At 66.2% G+C, this 22,970-nt stretch carries 15 protein-coding genes; 10 read left to right on the top strand and 5 right to left on the bottom strand.

Features of this window, described 5'->3' with window-relative positions; all coding sequences use genetic code 11:
- Positions 1–73: 73 nt before the first annotated feature.
- From ACOOHP_RS00810 to ACOOHP_RS00790, 5 genes are all read right to left on the bottom strand, one after another.
- Complete coding sequence (locus ACOOHP_RS00810) at positions 74–2,437, bottom strand: TonB-dependent receptor (RefSeq protein ID WP_420464566.1); 2,364 nt, start codon at positions 2,435–2,437, stop codon at positions 74–76.
- 84 nt (positions 2,438–2,521) lie between these two features.
- The gene (locus ACOOHP_RS00805) at positions 2,522–3,175 is read right to left on the bottom strand and encodes a helix-turn-helix transcriptional regulator (protein WP_420464565.1); all 654 of its coding nucleotides are present in this window, start codon (positions 3,173–3,175) and stop codon (positions 2,522–2,524) included.
- A 294-nt stretch (positions 3,176–3,469) separates the two neighbouring features.
- A complete protein-coding gene (locus tag ACOOHP_RS00800) occupies positions 3,470–5,032 on the bottom strand; it encodes a ShlB/FhaC/HecB family hemolysin secretion/activation protein (protein WP_420464564.1) in 1,563 nt (520 codons plus the stop codon).
- Positions 5,033–5,199: 167 nt separating this feature from the next.
- A complete protein-coding gene (locus ACOOHP_RS00795) occupies positions 5,200–11,586 on the bottom strand; it encodes an MBG domain-containing protein (protein ID WP_420464563.1) in 6,387 nt (2,128 codons plus the stop codon).
- A gap of 381 nt (positions 11,587–11,967) precedes the next feature.
- Positions 11,968–12,972 (bottom strand): AraC family transcriptional regulator, encoded by a 1,005-nt coding sequence (locus tag ACOOHP_RS00790; protein WP_420464562.1) that lies wholly within the window; start codon positions 12,970–12,972, stop codon positions 11,968–11,970.
- 159 nt (positions 12,973–13,131) lie between these two features.
- Between ACOOHP_RS00790 and ACOOHP_RS00785 the strand changes: the two genes are divergently transcribed.
- The 10 genes from ACOOHP_RS00785 (at position 13,132) to ACOOHP_RS00740 (ending at position 22,962) form a co-directional block, all read left to right on the top strand.
- Entirely contained in the window at positions 13,132–14,331 is a 1,200-nt protein-coding gene (locus tag ACOOHP_RS00785) for a cytochrome P450 (RefSeq protein ID WP_420464561.1), read from the top strand.
- Between the two features lie 172 nt (positions 14,332–14,503).
- The gene (locus ACOOHP_RS00780) at positions 14,504–15,136 is read left to right on the top strand and encodes an MEDS domain-containing protein (protein WP_420464560.1); all 633 of its coding nucleotides are present in this window, start codon (positions 14,504–14,506) and stop codon (positions 15,134–15,136) included.
- A complete protein-coding gene (locus tag ACOOHP_RS00775) occupies positions 15,123–16,676 on the top strand; it encodes a sigma 54-interacting transcriptional regulator (RefSeq protein ID WP_420464559.1) in 1,554 nt (517 codons plus the stop codon). Before ACOOHP_RS00780 ends, ACOOHP_RS00775 begins: the two co-directional genes overlap by 14 nt.
- Before the next feature lie 378 nt (positions 16,677–17,054).
- Entirely contained in the window at positions 17,055–18,053 is a 999-nt protein-coding gene (locus ACOOHP_RS00770; RefSeq protein WP_420464558.1) for an AAA family ATPase, read from the top strand.
- Between the two features lie 6 nt (positions 18,054–18,059).
- Positions 18,060–20,627 carry a S8 family peptidase gene (locus ACOOHP_RS00765; protein ID WP_420464557.1) on the top strand — a complete coding sequence of 856 codons (2,568 nt, stop codon included), beginning with the start codon at positions 18,060–18,062 and terminating at the stop codon, positions 20,625–20,627.
- Positions 20,628–20,884: 257 nt separating this feature from the next.
- Positions 20,885–21,091 (top strand): hypothetical protein, encoded by a 207-nt coding sequence (locus ACOOHP_RS00760; RefSeq protein ID WP_420464556.1) that lies wholly within the window; start codon positions 20,885–20,887, stop codon positions 21,089–21,091.
- A 107-nt stretch (positions 21,092–21,198) separates the two neighbouring features.
- Positions 21,199–21,507 (top strand): hypothetical protein, encoded by a 309-nt coding sequence (locus ACOOHP_RS00755; protein WP_420464555.1) that lies wholly within the window; start codon positions 21,199–21,201, stop codon positions 21,505–21,507.
- Positions 21,508–21,619: 112 nt separating this feature from the next.
- Positions 21,620–21,922: a putative quinol monooxygenase gene (locus ACOOHP_RS00750; RefSeq protein ID WP_420464554.1), complete on the top strand. Its 303-nt coding sequence runs from the start codon at positions 21,620–21,622 to the stop codon at positions 21,920–21,922.
- A gap of 33 nt (positions 21,923–21,955) precedes the next feature.
- On the top strand, positions 21,956–22,363 hold the full coding sequence (locus tag ACOOHP_RS00745; RefSeq protein WP_420464553.1) for a GlcG/HbpS family heme-binding protein: 408 nt from the start codon (positions 21,956–21,958) through the stop codon (positions 22,361–22,363).
- 92 nt (positions 22,364–22,455) lie between these two features.
- Entirely contained in the window at positions 22,456–22,962 is a 507-nt protein-coding gene (locus ACOOHP_RS00740) for a redoxin domain-containing protein (RefSeq protein WP_420464552.1), read from the top strand.
- Positions 22,963–22,970: the final 8 nt, after the last annotated feature.

Genomic DNA, 22,970 nt, shown 5'->3' with positions numbered 1-22,970 from the left:
AGGCGCCCAACACAGATTCAGTATAGCGCCCGGTCTTGCGACGGCTTCCAGGTGCTCTCGCGGCCGTGTACGGTCACGAGCCGAACGCATAATCCACCCCAACGCCCCAGGTGCGCGGCGTGCCGAAAGACGCGGCCTTGAAACCGGCCACACCCAGCAAGCCGCCGAGCACCGCCTCGTCGGTGGCGTTGTTGATGAAACCGCGGATCGTCACGCCGCCATTTGCAAATCGATAGTTAATGAACGCGTTGACGATCATGTGCGGCGCCTGGCGATCCGTCGGCGTGTTGAACTCGCGCAGGAAATATTCGCGCTTGTGGACCGCGTCCAGGCGCAGCGACAGCCTTGCGCCGGAAGCCAGCAGCAGACGACGCTCGATTGCGGCACCCAGCGTCCATTCTGGCGACCGGTTGAGCCGGTTGCCGGCCAGGTCCATGGGCCGGGCCAAGAGCGTCGCTCCCAGCAGCGACTCGGCGTTGTCGCTGTTGGCGAAGTCGGTATACACGGCGTCCAGCCACCCGAGATGCGTCGACAGGGTCCAGGCCGGTGTCGGCATCAGCAGCAGTTCGAGTTCCGCGCCGTTGACGCGGGCCTGCGCGTTGTTGACGAAGACAAAGGGCAGGCTGACTTCCTCGACCTGCAGGTTGGTGTACCGGTAGTGAAAGAGCGCGCCGTTGGCGCGCAGGCGCTGATCGAACCACGTGATCTTGAAACCGAGCTCGATGGCATCGAGTTCCTCTGGTGCATAGCGATCGTCGCAGGAGGCGATCGCAAAGCCCCCGGCCTTGAAGCCGCGCGCGTAATGCGCGTAGGTCATCACTTCGGGATGGAGCAGAAACTGCACGCCGAAGCGGCCGGTCACCGGTCTGGCGTGGAGCTGGCTGCGCTGCTGCCGGCAGTTGGTGATGCCCAGGTCGGTGCCGTCGACCACCTGCCGCACGGTCAGCACCTGATCCTTGCGTTCGTCGACGAATCGCAGGCCGGCGTAGAGCCGCAACCCCTCCACCACCAGGTAGGTCATGTCGCTGTAGACAGCCAAGCTGCGGGTGTCCTCCAGCGCGGCATTGTTCAACCGTAGCTCGAGCCGGCCCGCCAGGGGCTCCAGGGCCAGCGCGGACTCCACCAGTTCGGCCACCCCGGCACCCAGCCGGTCGGAAAGCGGACCCGGAACCAGCCCGGTCAGACCCACCGGATCGAGCAGCGCGTCCGTGATCGGGTCGAAGGCTTCGTCAAGATAGAAAACGCCCGCGCTCCACTGCAGCCGGCGCCCGGTGAAGGCCAGCATCAACTCCTGCGACAAGGTGCGATCCCGGTTCAGCCGCTCGGTCCTGAACAGGTCGAGGGACGTTCCGTCGGCGTCCGCGCCGTCGCTGTCGAAGACGAAACGGGTGTAACCGCTCAGCGCGGTCAACGACCATTGTTCGGAGAGATCGTAGGTCAGATTCAGGGAGCCCCCGGTGAGTGTCTTGCGCGTCAATCCGCGGTCGTTGTTGCGATGGGTGTAGGGGTCGGCGGTAAAGCTGCCGGGCGGTGCCAGCAAGGATCCCGCTGGCGGCCGGTAGGCTTCGATGTGGTAGCCGTTGGAGGTCTCGTCGATCCGAAAGCTGCGCAGCTTCATGTGCAGGGCATCACTCAGTGCGAGATCAGCATTGAGGCGCAGGCCGCGCCGCTCCCGCGCACCCAGATCCCGGCCGGGAAACTCCAGATTGATGAAGACATCGTCGAGCTGGTCATCCCAGGTTGCCGAAGCGCGCAGGCGCAGCCGGCCGTCGGCAATGCCCGAACCTGCGGACAGCTTGACCCGTCGGCGGTCGTAGTTTCCGTGCAGGATGCCGGCCGACAGCTCGGTCGTGGCCGGTGGTGGCCTGGAAATCAGGTTCAGGACTCCGCCGGTCGCGTTGCGCCCGTACAGCGTGCCCTGCGGCCCGCGCAGCACCTCGATTCGGACCAGATCGTCGTGCATCAGGTTGCTGGCGCTGGGGCGCGGCAGGTAGACCCCGTCGGTGTGGATTGCGACCGAATTCTCGCCGATACCTGAAATCAGGTTGAATCCGACGCCCCGGATCGAAACCTGGCCGCTACCCGAAAATTCGCCGAACTCAAGCCCGGGGACCTGCGCCGCGATGTCGTCGATGTCGTCGATCTGGCGCTCGGCGATATCCGATGCCGACAGCACGGTCATCGAGATCGGCACCTCCTGCAGGCGTTCCGGGCGCTTGCGGGCGGTGACGACGATGGTCTGCGTCGGCGCAGGCTCGATGACCGGTGGCGCGGTCGAGGTTTCCAGTACCCGCGGCGGCAGCTCGATGATGTCGAGCGCCATGTCCTGCCCGGTCGCCCCGCCCGGTGCCAGCGCAGCACAGAGCAGCACGACCCGCACATGGCCGGCGCGCGGAGCCCGCAAGCCGCAGCCGGGATCGCTGTCGCGGATGCTCATCTCGCAGTGCGCGCCGACGGCGCAGCGCCCCCTCCTGCCTTGCGCCTGTGGCCTGAACTTTAGCAGGGGCCGTAGGCGACAAGCTCAACCCGGGCGTGGTGCTGGCGGCTCCCGGTAGCGCAGGAACAGGGCCATCAGTCCACGTCGCCCGGAAACGCCGAAACGCCGGAAGATCTCCGTTGCGTACTGATGCGTCGTTCTTGGCGTCAGGCCGAGGCTGGCAGCGATCTCGGGCTCGGTGGCATCGCTCAGCAGGCGCGACAGCACATCGCGTTGGCGCGCCGTCAACGGCTTGTCCGCTTCTATCCAGCCGCCGCAGAGCAGCTGTTCGCGATGCCAATGCATGGTCCCCGCCATGAACAGATACAGCAGGTCGATGTCGCGCGCGGAAAAAGCCCGGGCGCCCTTGCGACGCGCGAGCAGCAGGTGCGCCGCGCAGCCGGGCGCGACCCGCAGACTTGCAGTCAACCCGTGCGCCAAGCCGTCCGGCAACAGCGGTCCGCGGAGATTGTCGCCATCCGGGGCGTGGAGCGGTCGTTGCAAGGGTGCGATCCAGATCTCGCCACAGCGCGCGTCGCGCCGAGGCCCGCCCGCGTCCTGCGCCACCGCTTCCAACAGACATTGCAATGTCGAGTCCCCAAGTATCCGGCCGTGCCGATACACCGACGTGATCCGCCGAACCTTGTTCGCGCCCGACACTCGCGTGCTGCCGAACCACAGCGTGCTGTCGGCGCGCATCAGCCGACCCAGATCGCTCAGCATGAGGGCATTCGAGGCGGTCACGTCCGCCACCGCAGCGCGTGCGCAGCGGGCCAGCAAGGCGTGCAACGTTGAAAGATCGCGCCGCGAAACAGCGACAGCCGGAATCGGTGGTACGGGCGAATCTCCCTGCTTCCCACCGGATGATCGCGAACGGGATTGGTCTAGGGGCACGGACACCCGCCGGTCTCCGTGCCAATCCCAACACCCGTCGAGCGATTCGTGCGCTCGTGGCCGCAGCGAGATCGCCGGTGCGCTCGGCTGGGGACGCCCTCAAAAGCCGAGCTGGAGTGAAAGGTGCGCCTTGGCATCCGTGTCCGCTCCCGACTCGGCCCTGCGCAACGGCCAGCCGCCGGCGACGTTGAGCGAAACATTCTGGCCGTAGCGGTAACGCAAGCCCAGGCCGACCGCGTGCAGCGCCATGCTGTGTTCCCCCGGCAGCCTGCGCACGCTCTCGGTCCATCCGCCTTCGTGGAACGCGAATGGGCGCAATTCGTCCCTGCCCAGCCCGGCAAGGCGAACGGCGGGGAACGCGAGCTCCTGTCCGAGCACGATGCCACGGTCGCCGAAGGCCTCGTTCTCCTCGTAACCCCGGACCGTGGACATCCCGCCGACGACCATCTGCTCGATGCCGATCAGCGTGTCCTCGGTCCATTGCAGGTTGCCGCGCAGGGAATACTCCCAGCGGTTGCGCCAGAACGGCCTGACGTGCCGCGCCCTGGCCGTGACGTACTCGTAGTCGGCGGCGGCAAAGGCCCGGCTGTTGGCGAAGGCGCGGTCTTCATTGCGGTCCGACAGTCCGCCTGGCGAGTAGACCGCACTGACGCCGAAATCGGTGGTCGCCCCCTTCGCGGTGTGAACCGCGCGGCCGTCATAACCCAGGCGCAGCTGATACACCTCGGTGCTGCCATCGACCAGCGGAATGTTTTCGGCGCCCAGGTTCAGCAGCAGCAGGTTGTCGCTGCGCTTGAATTCGACGCCGGCGCTCAGGCTGTGTCCGGACGCGACGCCGCCGAGCGGCACCTCGTATTTCAGCCCGAGCTGACGGCCACCTCCCTCCTGGTCGAGTCCCGCCGGCACCTTGCCGGCGGACTCGGACAGGGACCAGTCCAGGTGCAACAGATGACGCCAGGGCAGTGGCACCAGATAGCTCAGCGCGATGCTGCGCGAACGGTGGACGTCGACCGATCCGGCAAGGTTCACGCTGAGCTCGTGATCCCGTCCGAAGGCGTTGCCCCAATTGAAGCCGGCGGCCCAGCGCTCGCGGTCGGTGGCCCGGGTTCCGGTGTTGCTGAAGGCCGTGTAGACCCGCCAGGGGGTGCGATCGCGCACCGCCATCATCAGCTGCGTGGTTCCCGGCTGTGTCCCGGGGCGGATGCGCGGTTCGGCCACGCGGTAGGGATTGCGGCTGATCCAGGCAATGTCCTGCTTGAACGCCGCGATGTCCGGCGGCACGCCCGGGCGCTGGCGTACCCAGCGAAGGTAGTTACCGGCATCGAAATGGCGGGCACCCTCGACGGCCACTTCGTCATCGGTCACCGAGGTGGTCACCACCACCTGAAGAAACCCGCCGGTGATGTCCTGCGGCGGAAGATAGACGACGGAAAACGGCAGCCCCTGCGCGGCCAGGAAGACCTGCACCTGCCGTTGCAGGCCATCGAGCGAAGCCTCGGTCACCGCCTGGCCGAGGTGGGCCTGCATGGCCAGCTCGAATTCCGGGTGATCCAGAACCGGGACCCGTGTCCGGTCCAGCGGGTCGTCCAGCGTCGGCAATGCCTCGACCAGGCCGGCCTCGTCACTCAGAAACCGGATGCCCCGCAGGGCCGGCAACAGCACCACCGGCTCCGGCGGTTCGGTCGCGGGAACGCTCGCCGGCGGGGCCCCGGGTGCAGGCGCCGGCGCGGAGACATCGGGTTCGTTCGCGACTTGCGCTGGCGATGACGGGGCGAAGCCCACCGCCACCAGCGTCAGGGCAACCCCACAAATCCATGCGCGCCGCGACCTCATGGCCGCCAGTCCAGTGCCGCCGGACCCATTTGCGCGCCCTGGCCGTAGAACATCTCGGTCAGGGTCGCCATCATCAGGTGTTCCTGCACCGGGTTGTCCGCTTCGACGTGGATCCCGCCGGGCGTCGGATCCGTGAACTGCGCGGCGTCGCCACCGCCTTCCTTGAGCGCGCTGAATTTCTGGCGCATGTAGTTGTCGTCGACCAGGCCGTAGATCTGGTAGCCGATCGCGGCCGCCCCGGCGACGACACCGAGCGCGGCGCCGGCGACGCCGGCAACGGCCGTCCCGGCGGTCATCATCGCGGCCGACGCGATCATGGCGCCCGCCTTGGTCGCGGCGATGCTCACGGTGGCAAAGGGCAGGATGGTTCCCGCGGTCGCCGCGATGGTGGCGAACGCGGCGGTGCCGGCGACGACGCCCGAGGTGGTCACCGTGGCGATCAGGGCCGTGTCCACAGTCTGGGTCACGGTGTCCTGGCTGGCCTCGCGGATCATCTGGCGATAGTCCGGCAACTCCCAGACCGGCACGTTGCCGGCCAGCTCCTGGTTGCGGATGCGTTCGGCTTCGTCGCGCTCATACGCGGCTTCCAGATTCTCCGTGAAGCGCCGCGTCGTCACCTGCGCGGCGTCCTGGAAGCGCTGGGCATAGGCCAGCTCGGATGCGTTCATGTCGGCGGCGTCTTTCTGCAGCAGGGTCATCGAGTAATCCATCAGCACCGGCCCGATCGCCGCCTGCTTCAGGGGATCGCTATGGACGTCGCTCAGGAAGTACGCCCAGTCGGCGTCGGTGATGTTTTCGCGGTCCTCCTCGTACAGGGAGGACTGGCGCAAGGTCACCGACAGCCAGCTCTCGCCATCGAGATCGGTGCCGAGGGTGTCGTTGATGATGTCGGCGGTGGCGCTCTCGCGCTGGAGAAACCACTTGATCGCATCGATCATCACCGGCAGCTCTTCTTCGCGCATGCCATAGGCGCCGACACCGCCTTCGGGCCGGTAGAAGGCGCGTCGCATCTCGTGCTGCCTGCGCGCCTCGTCCTGGGCCTCGCGCAGGGCCGCGACCACGTTGGGATCCTCGATGACGGTCATGCGGCCGTTGTTGACCGCGGTCACCACATAGTTCGGGTTGTCGTAGCCCGACGGGCGCACGTAGAACAGCTGGCTGTCCACGATGCGCACTTCCTCGAAGGCCGGAAAGTCGTCGTCGGGCAGTTCGTCGCGCACGGCCAGGCTGCCGTCGGGAAGCAGGACCAGGTCCGAGTCATCGAACTCCAGTTCCAGCGATTCGCCGATCTCGATGGTGTCGAGCAGACCGATGGCCTCGGCATCGGCGGGAATCGCCAGCTGCACGGTCTCGACGTCGGCCAGGGCCAGGTAGGTGGTTTCGATCTCCGTCGTCGGCCGACCCGTCCCGGATTCGCTCGCGGTCTCGGTGATGGCCACCGGCAGGTTCTCCGGCGCCTGCGTCGCAAGCGTGGCTTCCTGATCGAACACCTGCGTGCATCCCGTATCGCAATTGAGCGTGCCGTCGGCCCCGGTCAGGTCGACCGTGGTGCGGATCGGATAGGTCGAAAGAAAGCGCGCGTCGGTGAGGAAGTCGGGGATCTCCACCGGCTCCAGCGACTGGATCTCGGCGGCGCCATCACGGGTGATGATCTCGAAATCCAGGTCCGGGTAGGCCAGGCCCGGCAGGTCGCCCGGCGCCAGATTGTCCACGCCGATCGTGAACGTGGGGATGAAGTCGTTGCGGCTGACTTCGTCCAGGACGGTCAGCGTCACCGGCCGCGGCTGCACCTCGAACCAGCCGGGCAGGCTGTTGACGGCGTAGTTGTCGATCAGCGGCCCATCGAGCTGGACCAGGGACAGGTTGATGCCGGCGCCCAGGCCGCGGTCGACACCGGGGTTGGACAGCAGCTCCGAAAGATTCGCCGTGCCGTCATCGGTGATGATGCGCACATCGCCGACCAGGTCCTCGATGCTGTCGCCCGGCGCCAGGCCGTTTTCGCCGATCAGGATCTGCAGGGGACGGGACAGGTCGCCGTAGGTGCGGATGAAATTCTCGGGCTTGAGTGCGATCACGCGCGGCACGATGGTCATCTGACCGAGGGCCTGTTCCCCGAGCACGTAGTTGGGATTGATCACCTCGGCGCGGACCGGGTAGTCCCCGGGCGGCGAGAATTGTCCGCCTTCGCTGAAGACCTCGATGATGTCGAACACCGCGTCGCCGCGTTGCGGGGCGTCGACGAACACCGCGAGCTCGTCGTTGGCGTCGCCGTAGGGCCGCACCAGGTCCGGGCCGAAACTGACGGTGACCGGACGCGGCAGGACGGTCAGCGTCTGGGCTTCGTTGTCGATCCGGTAGTTGGGATTGGTGAGGGTGAAATCCAGGCTGTAGGTGCCGGCATCGGGCACGCTGCCGGACAACTCCGAACGCAGGCCCAGGATCGCCGGATCCTCGCCCAGCCGCATCTGTTCAGCGCCCACCGCGCCATCGAGAAACGGCACGGCCTCACCGAACAACAGCGAAAACTCGCCGCTGAAGACGGAGATCGGCGCCGGCGTGATGTGGGCCAGGCCGGATACGAAGGTCGGGTCGTAGTTGGGGTTGCCCACCGGATCGGAGGGCACCACCGGCCGCGTATCGGCCGGGCTGTCCAGCGCCGGGACGCTCACCTCCAGGTTCGGGAACGCTTGGTCCAGGTCTTCGAAATCCGGGAAGTTGTCGCCGGTCACGGTGACGACCGGATTCGGCGTGCCGTACTCGCGGGTGAAGTCCGGCGCCGTGATCGTGACCGGTCGCGGAACCACGTTGAGCGTGCCGTTGGCGACTCCGGTCGGCGGCAGGACATAGTTGCTGCTGGCCGATGCTCCGCGCAGGGTGACCGTGTAGCTGCCGACCGGCGAGCGGATATTGGCCAGGGTGAAGAAGGTTCCGAAGATCACCTCGTCGGCGAAATCGTTATTGCGCAGGCCGTCCACGACCAGGTCGAACGCTTCCGGGTTGGGGTCGCCGTAAGGCCGTTCGGTCAGGGCGATGCCGACGAAGCTCAGCGGCGCCGGCCGGATGCGCAGCACGCCGCCGAGGACATCGAGCGAATAATTGGACGTGGCCGCGGTGCTGGCCGTGATGGGGTAGAAGCCCACGCCGGAGCCAAGGTCCGCCGTCGTGTCGAACGTGATTCCGGCAAGCGCCTCTGCCGCCGAATCGCCGACCCGCAGGCCGTCGATGTCGGCGGTGAAGGTTGGATTGTCCAGGCCGTACTGGCGCTCGACGTCATCGACGTCGACTCTCAGCGGCGCCGGCGTGACCGTCAGCGTGCCCGGCCGGAAACTCACCAGGTAGTTCGGATCCGCCGCCATGCCGGTGAGTTGGATCGGGTAGGTGCCGACGTCGGAAACGGCCACCGCCGCGGTCTGGATCCCGATGCCGCTGCGGTCGAGCGGCGCGGTCCCGATCTCATTGTCGATACCGAACAGCAGCGTCGGGTTGCCCAGGCCGTATTCACGTGTGCGATCGGTGGCGATGGCGGTGACCGGCCGCGGGTTGATGATCAGCGTCCCGCCGACGCGCGTGATGTCGTAGTTGGGATTGACCCCGCCGGTGACGGTCACCGCGTACCGGCCCGCATCGGGTGGCGGCGAGAGATCGAGCGGGAAACCGCCGTGGCTCGGCGCCGACAGACTCACGCCGGCAATGGCGGCCGAAGAGTGGAATGGCGCCAGGTTGTCGAAGTTCAGGCCCAGCGACGGCGTGGCATCGCCAAAGACCATCGTTGCGCTGTCGGCGGAGATGGTCAGCAGGCGCGGATCGATGGTCAGCGTGCCGGGGAAGAACTGCACCGAATAGCCGGCGGCCGTGGCCCCGAAAGGCGTGATCTGGTAGGTGCCGACGTTGCTGGTGGCGTCGGCGGCAACCATGAATTCCAGGCCGGACACCAGGCTTTCGTCGTCACCGTCGTTGAAGCCGGTGATGGTGGCGGTGAATGCGGGATTGGGGTCGCCGAAGAACCGGGTGAAGTCGTCCGCGGTGACGTCCAGCAGTTCCGACACCACGTTGAGGACGCCGTTGGTAAAGCTCAGCCCGTAGTTCAGATCGGTGGCCTGCACCGTGCCCGGGGTCACGGTGATGGGGTATTGCCCTGCCGCGGAGCCCTCGTCGGCGGTGGTCTCGAGCTGCGGCGTGCCGGTGATGGCGTCGGCCAGCGTATCGCCACCGACCAGTCCGCTGACCTGAAACGGCAGCGGGTCGGGATTGGACTCGCCGATGGCTCGTTCCAGGTTGGAGGTGATGGTCAGGGTCGGGGCCAGGTCGTAGAGCACCCGGTCTCCGGCTTCCGTCACCCCGGCCGGCGGGTTGGCGGCCAGGTCGCGGTCGTACACCGGCCGCAGCGCCAGGCCGTCCAGCGTGCTGGTTGCCGGATCGTCGGCGTACACCAGGATGCGGCCGTCGAGGTCGGACTCGGCATCGCGGGTGGACAGGGCACCCGCACCGGCCAGGTTGACGAAGCTTCCGCCTGCGGAAGCGAGGATCAGATCGAACGTCTCCGGCAGTCCCGCGTCGCCCGCCGTGCTGGCCACGAAGCCGTCGTTCAAGGTCAGGGTGCCGGGCGTGAGGATTTCGATCGCGCCGCGCACCTCGGCCAGATTGCCCGCCAGCACCAGACCGCCGGCGCCGTCGACGATGCGGACCGGTCCGTCGATGTCGCCGCTGCCGGTGAGTTCCAGGGTGCCGATGTCGTTGCCGGCATTCTGGATCGCGATGGCGTCGACGCCGTCGAAGATGTTGCCGATACCGCCGGGGCCGTCGCCACGGTCGATGATCAGCGTGTCGGTGTCGACGACGCCTTCGATCCTCAGCGGCCCCAGCGATGGAGGGAGCTGTGCGTCCAGATCATTCGCGGCGATTCGCAGCGTGCCGGTCGAGACCGTGGCCGCGGTATCGATCCGCAAGGTGCCGCTTTCCGGCGTCATCGGCGCCACACGCGGCAGGAATTCCACCGCGCCGTCGGCACCGGAGATGTCGGCATTGACATCGATATCGAAACCCGACCGCAAGGTCAGCGTACTGGCGGTGGCCCAGCTCAGCGGCGCGTTGACCTGGATGCTGTCCGCGTCGAAGTTGGCGCCACCCATGCTGGCGTCGATCTCGAGGTCGCCCAGGCTCAGCGCCTCATCGATGTCGGCGAAATGGAACTGGTTGTCGCCCGGTGTCTGGCAGTCGCAGATCTCGGTGTCCGGCGGGTCCAGCAGCAGCCGGCCCGCCTCGCCCGCGGGCGCCCGCAGGTCGGCGCGGCCGGTATAGCGCAGGGCATTGGCGGAAGAGACCTCGACCTGCGCGCCGCGGCCCGCGGTGGCACGCCCATCGACCTGGCCGGCGAAGTCGGTGTGCTGTTCGGACCACACCACCAGCGAGCCGGCGTCGCCGTCGTCACGGCGCGCGGCCGTGTCGATCCGCGCACCCTCCACGACCTCAACCTCGGCGGCGTTTGGAAGGTCGGGGTCACGGCCACGCGCGCCACCACCGATGCGGACATCGCCACCCGCGCCGTCCGCGTCGTGCGCCTGGATGCTGCCGTCGACCGCTATGCGGCCGCCGTCGGCGACAAGCAACACGCGGCCGTCGCGGTGCTCGACGCCGGTCGAACGGGTGAAGCCGGAATGATTGATCGCCAGCGCGTACACGTCGCCGCCGGCAGCTTCGAGTTCCACCTGGGCGGCTGCGACCACGCCGGCCTGATCCACGCCGACCGCGGTGCCTTCGGGCATCGCCAGCTCCACGGTGACGCGGTCCGTGCCGGCGGGGCTCAACAGAACGCGATCACCGGCCGCGAATGCCGCCGTGCCTTCGGCAGCGGACACCTCGCCTTGATTGCTGACGCTGTGTCCGACCAGCACCACGTCGCCATTGGCGGCGCGGATGGTGCCTAGGTTGATCACCGCGCCGTTGCCGCCGCCCTCGACCAGCAGCGTGCCGCCGTCAAGAAAGTCCTGGTCGGTGACGTCGCGGGTCGAGGCCAGAAACTCGCCGACGTCGATCGTCGCGTCGGCGCCGACGACCACGCCGTTGGGGTTGATCAGGTAGAAACGGCCGTTGGCCTGCAGACTGCCCAGCAGTTCCGATGGATCGGCACCGCGAACCCGGCTGAGCAGCGCGCTCGCGGCATCCGGCTGCAGGACACGGACCCGCTCATCGAGTCCGATGGAAAAGCTCTGCCAGTCGACGACGCCGAGGTGCGACTGCTGATCGATCTGGAACTCGCCGCCGCTCTGAGACCACGTCACGTCACCGTGCTGCACCTGCCCGCCGGCGGGCGCGGCACGGGCCTGGTCGGTACCCGCCAATACGAACACCGGCGCCAGCAGAACCGTAATGCTGACCCGGGCCACGGGCCGCACCGCGGTCCGGTCCCCGCGTGCGCGGGTTTTTCGAGAACGCCGCCGTTGCATGTCTCACCCCTCGACCCAGCGATCGCAGACAAGCTAGTGCGATCGCCGCGCCGCGGGTACCTGCTAATTGGCAGGTCGCGTGGGGCGCAAGAGCCGATGGGACCGATGCCCGCCCACGCCTCGTTGACGTCGGTCGGCCGGTACTGATGAAAAAACGAAGTCGTTGTCCTCCGCGATGGAGCGATTGAATTCCACTTTCTTGCCGGGATCATCGACCGCCATCGGCTCGAAGCATTCGGCAAGCGACCCCTTTCCATCGGCCACGTACGGATTTGCTGCGAGAAGGTCCGGCCAACCTACGCTCGGCCCCCTCGTGCCCCGCTAATGCCCGGCCCGCTTTCTGCTCCGAAATCCCTCCCCCTGCCACCGCCGAAACGCGCGGCTGAAGGATGCGAGTTCCACATAGCCGAGCAGGCCCGCGATCTGCGTCGCGCTCATTTCGGAGTGCCTTGCGTACTTGCCGGCAAGGTCACTGCGCACGGCATCCTTGATGGCGCGGAAGCTGGTGTCGGCGGCTTTCAGCCTTGCCTGCAGGGTGCGGGTGGGCAGACCCAGGGCACGGCTGACATTGGCGATGGTGCAAGGGGCAAAGGGCAGCAGGGCGCGCACGATGCTTTCCACCTGCAGGGTGACCGGCGTGGCGGCGACGTCCTCCTGCTGGCGCAGCACCCCCAACACCAGGGCGCGACTGCGGGCGACGCCGTCGTGCAGCGGGCGTTGCAGCATGGGCTCGTCGATCTCCAGGGCGTTGGTGGTGCCGTTGAAGTGCAGGTGCGGGCCGAACAGGCGTCGGTGCAGGTGCAGATCGTCCGGTGCGTCGTGGCGGAACCAGACGGCGGGCGGGGTCCAGCCGGGCGGGCCGTGCAGACGGATTTCATTGAGGATGACGCCGAGGGCGAATTCCGCGACCTGCACTTCGCTTTCCGCCTGGCCGCTGGCGGGAGACCAGCCGAGCACGCCGCCGCGGACACCGGGCTCCCAGATCATCAGTGCGGCGTTGGTGTAGAGGTCGTAGTGGCGCGCCATGTCCCGGCACAGTTCGCGCACGCTGCGGGCATTGCGTAGCAGCACCCATAGCGGTCCGACGATGGCGGCGAAGCGCGCATCCAGCGCCAGCTCCAGGCCCCATTTGCGGTTGCGGCAGGTCCGCGCGGCAGCCTCGAAGAAGCGCATCACCGCGCGGCCGCTCACCAGCAGATCCGGGTCCTGCAGCGCCGCCGCTGGAATGCCGGCCTTGCGCGCAACCGCCGCCGGCTGGCGGCCGCAGGCACGGATCTTCTCGGCGGCACCGCTCAGGATGATGCTTCTGACCAGGGCCCCTGCCATGTGAAGTGCGTACTCCTCGCGTCGTGGTGTCGCTCGCGCCGGCTTGCGCGTTTCGACAACTATTCTGCGCGAAACAACAACTCATCGAAGCGGCGCCGGTGCAGGCTGGTCGTACTCGGAGCCGCACGCACGACCAAACCAACAAGAGGAGAACCGAACATGGGCCTTGCACACACGATGGTGCCGGACAACGTCCCTTCCGAGCGGGTGGTGGACTTTGACGTCTACAACCCCACGCCGGATGCCGAGCGCTACCACCAGGCGTTCGTGGATTTTCAGCGCACCACCCCGCATCCGCTGGTGTGGACGCATCACCACGGCGGGCACTGGATTGCAGTGCGCGGGCAGGACGTGTTCGATCTCTACGCCGATCACGAACATTTCAGCTCTCGGCATTTCTTTGTGCCGGCGGCGCCGGACCAGGTGCCGATGGGTGCGTTCACGCTGGACCCACCGCAGCACCAGCCGTTCCGCACGTTTCTCAATCACGGGTTCGCATTCAAGACCGTCAGCGGCAAGACGCCGCTGGTGCAGCAACTGGCCGCGGACCTTGCGGGCGGGCTGGTTGAACGCGGGAGCTGCGAGTTCATTACCGAGTTCGCCGACGTGCTGCCGCTGACGGTGTTCCTGGACCTGGTGGAACTGCCGTTGACGGATCGCGAACATTTGGGCGCGCTGGCCGATGCCGCCACCCGAGATCCGGACCCGGCACACCGCGTGCAGGCGATCAACGGCATCGCCGCCTACCTGCAGCCGCACCTGGCGGCACGCAAGGGCAAGCCGGGCGAAGACCTGCTGAGCCGCGCGGTCAACGCCGACATCGGTGGACGGCCGATCACCGACGCCGAGGCACTGGGTGCCTGCATTCATATCCTGGGTGCGGGGCTCGACACGGTGTCGTCCCTGTTCAGCTTCGTGATGCTGTTCCTGGCCCGCCACCCCGAACACCGCCGCGCGCTGGTCGACCACCCCGAGCTGATCCCGACCGCGGCGATGGAACTGATCCGCCGCTTCCCGGTGGTGACCATGGCGCGGCAGGTGCGCATGGACATGGACTACCTGGGCGTGCGCCTGCGCGCCGGCCAGATGGTGGCCCTGCCCAGTGCGCTCTACAACCTGGACGAGACGATCTACGAGCGGCCGATGGACGTGGACTGGAACCGCAAGGTGGGCAAGGTGCTGACCTTCGGCAATGGCCCGCACCGCTGCCCCGGCCAGGTACTGGGGCGCAACGAACTGGTGATCGGGCTGCAGGAATGGTTGCAACGCATCCCGGACTTTTCCGTACCCGTTGACGCGCGGGTCCCGGTGATCGGCGGCACGGTGGCCAAGATCCTGGAGCTGCCGCTGGTGTGGTGAGCGTGGCCGAAGGTAAGTGGCATTACTCAGAAGTCAGTAAGTAAGGCGACGGCACTGAGCGCCCACCAGCCCAGGTAAAAAAAATCGCTTTCGGCCCCCGGCCGGGCGTTCACGGACGCCTCCGGACAGCGGGCGTATAGTCCCCGCACCGGCAACGCGGGGTAACTCTTCCATGCAGGCAAACACCATACGGATTGCCGGCACCGCGCTCGGCGAGAACCGTCACATCTGCGCGTTCTACAACAGCCGCGACGAGGCGTATCGCGTGCTGATGCCCTTCGTGAAGGACGGCTTCGAGTGCGGTGATCGCGCGTTTCACGTCGTCGATCCCGCGCTGCGCGACGACCACCTGCACCGTCTGGAAGATGCGGCCATTCCGACCGAGTCGGCGCAGCACTCGGGTCAGTTCCGCCTGGGCGACTGGAACGAGGTCTACTTTGCCGACGGCGGGTTCGATCAGGAGCGGATGCTCGCGCTGCTCGACGCGGCGCTCAACGACGCGCCAGAGCAACCGCTGCAGCGCCTGGTCTGCGACATGCAGTGGGCGCTGCAGGACCGTCCCGGCACCGAGGCGCTGCTCGAGTACGAAAGCCGTTTCAACACCGTGCTGCGACCGGGCCGGGACGTGGTGGTGTGCTGCTACGACCTCGCAAAGTTCAGCGCCGGTCTGATCATGGACGTGCTGCGCACGCACCCGATGGTGATTCTGGGCGGCGTGCTCCAGGTCAATCCGTTCTTCGTGCCGCCCGAGCAGTTCCTGCGCGAACTGCGCGCGCAGCGGCAGGAGGAACGTGAGCGCGACTGACGCAGAGCTGCTGCGTCTGCGCAATACGCTGCGCGATTTGGTCGCGCTCGGCGCGGTGCCGCTGGTCTGGGTGGGCGCGTCGCCGCCGAAGGTGATCGGCAGTTTCCTTGAACTAATTGTCTCTGCGCTCAGGCTCGACCTTGCGTTCGCATCGGTTGTCGATCCCGACGGTACGGAGTTGCAGTCGGCGCGCGCACCCGAGCAGGCCGACGCTGCGGACCGCGCGGGGGAAATCGGAATCGCCTTCGCGCCGATCCTGAACGCGCAGGGCCGGGTTCGCGCGGCCAGTCCGCTGGACGGGCGTTCGCTCAACCTGCGTGTGGTCCCGCTGACCATCGACGAACAGGGCGTGGTGATCGCGGCCTCGCAGCGCGACGATTTTCCCTGCGATACCGACAATCTCCTGCTCTCCGCCGCCTGCACGCAGCTCAGCATCTGGCTGCGCGGCGAGCGCCTGCACCTGGAACGCGAGCGCGCGACCGCGGCGCTGGCGGAGCGCGAGCGCCAGAAGCGCGAACTGGAAGTCGAGAACCTCTACCTGCGCGAAGAGATCCAATCCGCGATTTCGCAGAGCGGCACGATCGGCCGTTCCGCGGCGCTCAGGAAGGTTTTGGGGCAGATCGCGCAGGTCGCGCGCACCGAGGCCACGGTGCTGATCTTTGGCGAGTCTGGCACTGGCAAGGAACTGCTCGCGCGGGAAATCCACGAACGCAGCGCGCGTGCCGGCCGCGCGCTGATCAAGGTCAATTGCAGCGCGATCCCCAAGGACATGTTCGAGAGCGAGTTCTTCGGCCACGTGCGCGGCGCGTTCACTGGCGCGCTGCGCGACCGGCTCGGGCGCTTCCAGGCCGCGCATGGCGGCACGATCTTTCTCGATGAAGTCGGCGATCTGCCGCTGGAACTCCAGCCGAAACTGCTGCGCGTGCTGCAGGAAGGCCAGTACGAGCGCGTGGGCGATGACGTGACACGCGAGGTCAACGTGCGCGTGATCGCCGCGACCAACCGCGATCTGCCCGCCGCGATCGAGGCGGGACTGTTTCGCGAAGACCTTTATTACCGGCTCAACGTTTTTCCCATCACCATCCCACCGCTCCGCGAGCGCAGCGAGGACATCCCGCTGCTCGCCGCTCACTTCGCCGAACAGGCCGCGCGGCGCCTGGGTATGCCGGAACCCAGACTCGGCGCTGCGCAGTGCGCCGCGCTTCAGCGCTACCGTTGGCCCGGCAACATCCGCGAACTCGGCAATCTGGTCGAGCGTGCCGTGATCCTCAGCGGACCGGGCCCGCTGCGGCTGGATCAGGTGCTGCCGGATGCGCGCGCGACGCTGACGGACGCGCCGCGCGCACGGCCCGAGCCGGACGCCGAGACCATCGTCACGGAAACCGAATGGCGCGACCGCGAGCGGGCCAATATCCGCGCCGCGCTCAAGCGCGCCAAGGGCCGCATCCACGGCCCGGACGGCGCCGCGGAATTGCTCGGGCTCAAGCCGTCCACGCTCGCGTCGCGCGTCAAGGCGCTGAAACTCCGGATCGAGCCCTGAGCCGCGGGTGGTTCCGCGGGCTGGGCGAGGAATCCGCGCGGTCGTGGTTCGTGATCACCGGCTTTCGTCGATCCTGATCTGATCAGACGCCGCTCAAGTCGTTACAGGCCAATACTAGCCCGAGCGGGCATTCACTTTTCGGCAACGCTCGATCTAGGGTCTGCGGTCCTTGGTTGTCCAATCCACGGGAGATCAGTCGCATAGAGGGCTCGCCGTGACTATTTTCGTACCGCAAGGACCTGCGGAGAGTCCTCATGACACTGCGGTTATTGCTGATCGCTCTCCAACGACGAGTCCCGACTTTCAACCGCTACGGATTACGATGGCAGCGAGGCGTTCATCTGCCTATAGTGCCCACAGTCTCAAGGCCTCAGTCCCATGTCGAACGCTGAACAATTTAAGGCCCTGGTCCAGTCCCATCGCGATGGCGACGACGCCCACTTCTACGCAGTGGCGCTTCAGCTCGCCGCTGTCGAGGCGCGTCGGGGCCACGGCAAGATCGCAGAAGAAATCCGCTCGTTGGTGGATGCTGCCAAGTCGCGTCCGCCGTCCACCTCCAAGACCGTTGCCCTGCACCAGCCGCGCGGCGATCTCGCGGCATTGTTGCTGGCATCGTACCCTGCGAATCGTCTCGCGGATCTTGTCGCCGACGCCGCTCTGCGGAAGCAGCTTGATCGCGTCGTACGAGAGCAGCGTCACATCACCCGCATAGCCGCTCACGGTCTATCTCCGCGGCGGAAATTGCTGCTGGTCGGCCCACCTGGCACCGGCAAGACCCTGACCGCCTCTGCCCTGGCCGGTGAGCTGGGGCTGCCCCTGTTCCTGATCCGGCTCGATATCCTGATTACGAAATTCATGGGCGAGACCGCCGCTAGGCTGCGGCAGGTTTTTGAGGCCATTGCCGCGACCCGCGGCGTCTATTTCTTCGACGAGTTCGACGCAATCGGTTCTCAGCGCGCTATGCCCAATGATGTGGGCGAGGCGCGGCGCATCCTCAACAGCTTCCTCCAGATGCTGGAACAGGACCACTCGCAGAGTCTGGTTCTGGCTGCAACGAACCATCCAGACATCCTTGACCCCGCCTTGCTGCGCCGTTTCGACGACGTGTTGCACTACCGGCTACCGGATACCGAGCAAGCTCAGACGTTGCTGCGGCATCGCCTCGCGGGACATCTACCGAAGCGAGTCGCTTGGAAAGGCCTGGCGACCCAGGCCTCCGGCCTCAGCTATGCAGAAATTGCAAAGGCGTCAGAGGACGCGCTCAAAGAGGCGCTGATGAATGAGGAAGCTCAGGTCGATATCAAGCAGGTCATCGCCATGTTGGAAGAGCGTCGCGTTATGCGCGCAGGCTGGAAACAGAACAGCGCCAAAGGCTGATCTGGCATGACCCTGCCCAGGAATCCACGGCCGCACCTTCTCCTTCCTGACAATCTCACCAAGACCGAGCCCTACCGCGCCAACAACGCGGGCTCTCGAAACATTGAGATCCCGGCGCAACCGCGCGGCAGACAGGCCTTGCAGCTCCGCGCTGGCCTCGAGCAGGCCGCTACCAGCTTCGCCCAGATTAAAACCGAGCAGCAGGCCGCGGGATGGGAAAGCGGCTTCGGCCTCACGGTGCGTTTTGCCAGCTTCCCCGATGTGGAACTGGCCATCGATAGCCTCGACCAGAGGCAGGCCGGCATCGAGCTGCTGAACGTCCGGCAGTCAGGTACCGAGACCTTGGCCGCTGTCTGGGTGCCCGAGGGCAAGCTCGAATTGTTCGAGCGCAAAATCGCTGACTACGTTGCCCAGAAGACGGATAAGAACGGCAACCCTCGGGACAACCGCAAGCTGGTCGACGCTATCCGCGAAATTCGAACGGCTGTCATCGAGGACCTGTGGATCGACGACTCGCCGGTGCCGCCGGATAACGAGATCGCGCGCTTCGAGGCTTGGATCAGCACGCCGCGCGCGGAAGCAAAGGGAGACGCGTCTCAGATTGGAGCCGCGGTTTTGAATGCGCGCATCGAGCGATTCAAACGTATTGCTAGGCTCGCTCAACTCCAGGTCGGTGAGAAGGCTCTGCAGTTTCCCGAGCGCGCGGTGTTGCAGGTTCGCGGAACCATCGCGCAGCTTCGTGGTTCAGTTCATCTGCTCGGTCAGGTCGCCGAACTCCGACGAGCCCCGGAGACACCGCACTTCTTCATGCACCTGGCGCCCGACGAGCAGCGAGAGTGGGCCACGGAACTGCTGGGGCGAACCCAGTTTCCTCCGCCGGATGACACGGTCCCGTACGTCTGCGTGCTGGACACGGGCAGCACGCAAGCTCACCCGCTTCTGGCACCGGCGCTGGCGCCAGCGGATCTGCACAGCGTCAACCCGGCGTGGGGAACCGCGGACGAGAATGGTCACGGCACGGAGCAATCGGCGATTGCCCTGTGGGGCGATCTCGCGGTGCCGATGGAAAGCGGCGCACCCGTAGCGTTGAGGCACCGACTCGAATCGGTGAAGCTGATGCCACACGACGACGCCAATCGCGAGGAACACTTCGGGCCTTTGACGGCTGAAGCCGTCAGCCGCCCCGAGATTCATGCACCGTTCCGACGTCGCCTGTTTTCGCTGGCTGTCACCAGCACCAAAACGACCATGCGCGGCCGGCCTACCGCGTGGTCGGCCGAGGTCGATGCCCTGACTTCCGACTGGTCAGGCAACGGAGAATCGCCGCGCCTGATGATCGTCAGCGGCGGCAACGTGCCGGAGCAGAAGCCCAACGAATACTCGGCGTGCAACTCGACGACATCCATCGAGGACCCCGCTCAAGCCTGGAACGCGTTGACCGTGGGTGCGCTCACGCACAAGACCCAAATCACCGAGCCGAACACCGCCGCGTTCACGCCGATCGCCAGCACCGGAGGCCTCAGCCCGTACAGCAGCACGTCCAGCGTCTGGCATCGAGAGAGGCCGTTCAAACCGGACGTCGTTTTCGAAGGGGGCAATCTGGCCCATGACGGGGCGCTGGTCAGCCGCTTCGACAGCCTCAGCCTGCTCACCGCACATCACAAGCCAGCGCAGCGGCTCCTGAGCACCAGCGGTGCCACCAGTGCCGCGACCGCCGTCGCTTCGCGCTTCTCGGCGCAGGTCATGGCGCGCTATCCGGACCTGTGGCCGGAGACCGTCCGCGCCCTCACCGTGCATAGCGCGAAGTGGACCCCGCAACTTCTCGCGCAGTACCCAGGCGACGCACCGGCTGATACGGAGCACCGGCTCAGGCATTGCGGCTGGGGTGAACCGGACCTCGACCTCGCACTCCACAGCGGCGCGGATTCACTGACGCTGCTGGTGCAGGGCACGCTCCAACCCTTCGGGCGCAAAGAAAAGCGCAAGGAAGATGGCAAGACCAAAGGCGGCAACATCACCGCGCGCGACATGCACTTGCACAAGCTGCCCTGGCCGCAGGATGCGCTGCAAGACCTTCTGGAGCAGGACGTTGAACTGAGAGTCACGCTCTCGTACTTCATCGAGCCAAACCCTGGCGAGCGCGGCCGCAGCAGCCGTTTCATCTATGCCTCCCACGGCCTGCGCTTCGCGGTCCAGAAACCGACCGAGAAGCTGCAAGCTTTCCGCGCGCGCATCAATCAGCTTGCAGCAGACGCGGAGGCCGGCATCGAGCCGGCGGGCGGCGGCGATCGCGGATGGATACTCGGATCGCGAAAGCGATTCCGCGGCTCAATCCACCATGATCGGCTGACATGCAGTGCAGTGGACCTAGCCTCGCGTGGACACATCGCGATATTCCCCACCGGTGGTTGGTGGAAGACGCGGGAAGCACAGCAGCGGTTCGAGCGTGAGGCCCGTTATGCGCTGGTCGTCTCCATCCAAGCCCCCGATCTTCCAATCGACGTCGATCTCTACACCGCAGTCCAGCAGATAATCCAAACACCGGTAGCGGTAGTGATCCCAATCGGCCTCTAGTTGCGACGAAGAATGGACGCGAATAGACGGAAGACCTGTCTCTAAGCGTCCGCTTCTGGCACACACCGGTCCTACTCCGGCGACTCAGCCAGCTGCCCGTTGATCACTTCATGCCACTTGCTGATCACGAAGTACGAGAACCATCGCTCAACTGAGTGAGAATCCGCGACGAGGTTTCGCGAGGTCCGCGAAAATTCGCAGCGGCCCGAGCGCGCAAGTGGCTGCAGTGTTTGATTCGGCGCGAGGCGGCCACTGGCATGCGCAGTGCAGTAGCACTGCGCATGGACTTCCACCACGACCCCGCCCGAGCGCCTTCGCGGCACCGCATGGTGCTGCTGACCTGGCTCGCGATCTACCCCCAGGTCCTGCTGCTGTCCTGGCTGCTGCGGCAGCTCCCGGTGAGCCTGCCGCCGCCGATTTTCATTCTGATCACCACCGGCATCGCGGTGCCGATACTCGGCTAGGTGATCATGACGCGGCTGCTCGAGCCCTGGTTGTCTGCGCCGAGCGGCCGAGTGCCGCGTTCGTCCACCACCCGCGCCGAGGAACGCCCGCGCACACAGGAGTTGCCATGACCGAACTCATCGTCGCTGATGTTCCGATTGCTGACGTTCTGATCGTCGATGTTCTGATTGTGTACCACGGCGGATACGGACAAACCGCGCGGCAGGCCGCGGCGGTGCATGAGGGTGCCGCGTCAATTTTTTGTGTACGCGCGCGAAAAGTGCAGGTCGCCGATGTCGATGCGAACGCGCTCGTCTGGTTCGAGCGCGCCGATGCGATCGTGTTCGGCGCGTCCTCGCCAAATCTCGTTGCGGACGGCAACGAGATATCGCTGGCTCGCGAAATCCCGGCGCCGGCCCAAGTCGCAAGTGCTTGATTTCAGGTGGGCGCCGCGTGGCACGTCCGCTGCAATCACCCCGTTGCCGACGACGCGCTCGCGGCGCGCTTCAAAAATGTTTCATCCCCTCTCTCGCAACTGGAGTTCAATCATGGTCACGACCGCACTGTGGGTTCGCATGGAAGCCAAGCCCGGCAAGGAAAAGGAAGTCGAGGAATTTCTGCTCGCGGGCCGTCCGCTGGTGATGGAAGAGCCGGCGACCATCGCCTGGTTCGGCGTGAAGCTCGGACCTTCGAGCTACGCCATCTTCGATGTCTTTCCCAACGACGCCGGCCGGCAGGCGCATCTGTCCGGAAAAGTCGCCGCGGCGCTGATGGCCCAGGCGCCCGATCTGTTCTCGCAGCCGCCGAGCATCGAGAAGATCGACGTGCTCGCTTCCAAGCTTCCCGGCTGAATCTCACGACCACACCACACAGAGTCTCATTTCATGGAAATCTCACTGGTCACCCTGAAGGACGCGAGGAACATCCTGGCCGCCGCCGAAAAACGTGCCGCGGAAATCGGCCAGCCTATGAACATCGCCGTCGTCGATGCCGGCGGCAATCTCATCGCGCACGAGCGCATGGACGGCGCGTGGATCGGCAGTGTCGATATCTCGATCAACAAGGCGTTCACCGCGCGCGCCTTCAACATCGCCACCAAGGATCTGGCGGACAACTCGCAGCCGGGCCAGCAGTTCTTCGGCATCCACGGTTCCAATCACGGCCGCATCATGATTTTTGCCGGCGGCATTCCGCTGAAGAAGAACGGCCACGTGGTCGGCGCCGTCGGCGTCAGCGGCGGTTCGGGCGAGCAGGATCAGAACGTCGCGCAGGCTGGCGCGGCGGCGTTCTAAAGGCCCCTGGCCAGCGAGGAATCCCGGTCTCGGGAAGATCCTCTCTGGCCGCTCTCTAAGGCCAACGCGTTCACAGCCAGGAGGATTCCCTCATGAGTAACGACGACGCCAGTCTTGCCGCAACACATCCAGCCGAAGCCCTAGCGCCCGGAACGCCCGCACCTGATTTCCGGTTGCCGACCACACCCGATCAGTTCGTCTCCCTCAAAGAGTTTCGCGGCCGGCCGCTCATCCTTGCTTTTTACCCCGCCGACTGGAGCCCTGTCTGCGGTGACCAGATGGTGCTGTACAACGAGGTGCTGCCCGAGTTTCGCCGTCTTCACGCCGAGGTACTCGGTATTTCGGTGGATGGCGTCTGGTGCCACCTCGCGTTCGCGAAGGATCGCAAGCTGCGGTTTCCGCTCCTCGCGGACTTCGAGCCGAAAGGGGCCATCGCCCGCACTTACGGCGTGTACCGCCCGCACGAGGGTATCTGTGAACGCGCCTTGTTCGTGATCGATGCGGCAGGAACGATCCGCTGGAGCCACGTATCTCCGATCGGCATCAACCCTGGGGCCGATGGCGTTCTCGCGGCCCTGGAAGACCTCACCCCACACTAGGAGGAAAA

The sequence above is a fragment of the Panacagrimonas sp. genome, assembly GCF_965216805.1.
GTDB lineage: Bacteria > Pseudomonadota > Gammaproteobacteria > Nevskiales > Nevskiaceae > Panacagrimonas.
The sequence above is the reverse complement of the archived record's forward strand: the minus strand, read 5'-3'. Positions and strand labels throughout refer to the sequence as shown.

Coding starts and splice junctions, on each gene's coding strand:
- ACOOHP_RS00805 (WP_420464565.1), bottom strand. CDS start 3,175: ATGCGCGCCGACAGCACGCTGTGGTTCGGCAGCACGCGAGTGTCGGGC.
- ACOOHP_RS00765 (WP_420464557.1), top strand. CDS start 18,060: ATGACCCTGCCCAGGAATCCACGGCCGCACCTTCTCCTTCCTGACAAT.
- ACOOHP_RS00745 (WP_420464553.1), top strand. CDS start 21,956: ATGGAAATCTCACTGGTCACCCTGAAGGACGCGAGGAACATCCTGGCC.
- ACOOHP_RS00760 (WP_420464556.1), top strand. CDS start 20,885: ATGCGCAGTGCAGTAGCACTGCGCATGGACTTCCACCACGACCCCGCC.
- ACOOHP_RS00770 (WP_420464558.1), top strand. CDS start 17,055: ATGTCGAACGCTGAACAATTTAAGGCCCTGGTCCAGTCCCATCGCGAT.
- ACOOHP_RS00790 (WP_420464562.1), bottom strand. CDS start 12,972: ATGGCAGGGGCCCTGGTCAGAAGCATCATCCTGAGCGGTGCCGCCGAG.
- ACOOHP_RS00785 (WP_420464561.1), top strand. CDS start 13,132: ATGGGCCTTGCACACACGATGGTGCCGGACAACGTCCCTTCCGAGCGG.
- ACOOHP_RS00780 (WP_420464560.1), top strand. CDS start 14,504: ATGCAGGCAAACACCATACGGATTGCCGGCACCGCGCTCGGCGAGAAC.
- ACOOHP_RS00810 (WP_420464566.1), bottom strand. CDS start 2,437: ATGAGCATCCGCGACAGCGATCCCGGCTGCGGCTTGCGGGCTCCGCGC.
- ACOOHP_RS00750 (WP_420464554.1), top strand. CDS start 21,620: ATGGTCACGACCGCACTGTGGGTTCGCATGGAAGCCAAGCCCGGCAAG.
- ACOOHP_RS00740 (WP_420464552.1), top strand. CDS start 22,456: ATGAGTAACGACGACGCCAGTCTTGCCGCAACACATCCAGCCGAAGCC.
- ACOOHP_RS00755 (WP_420464555.1), top strand. CDS start 21,199: ATGACCGAACTCATCGTCGCTGATGTTCCGATTGCTGACGTTCTGATC.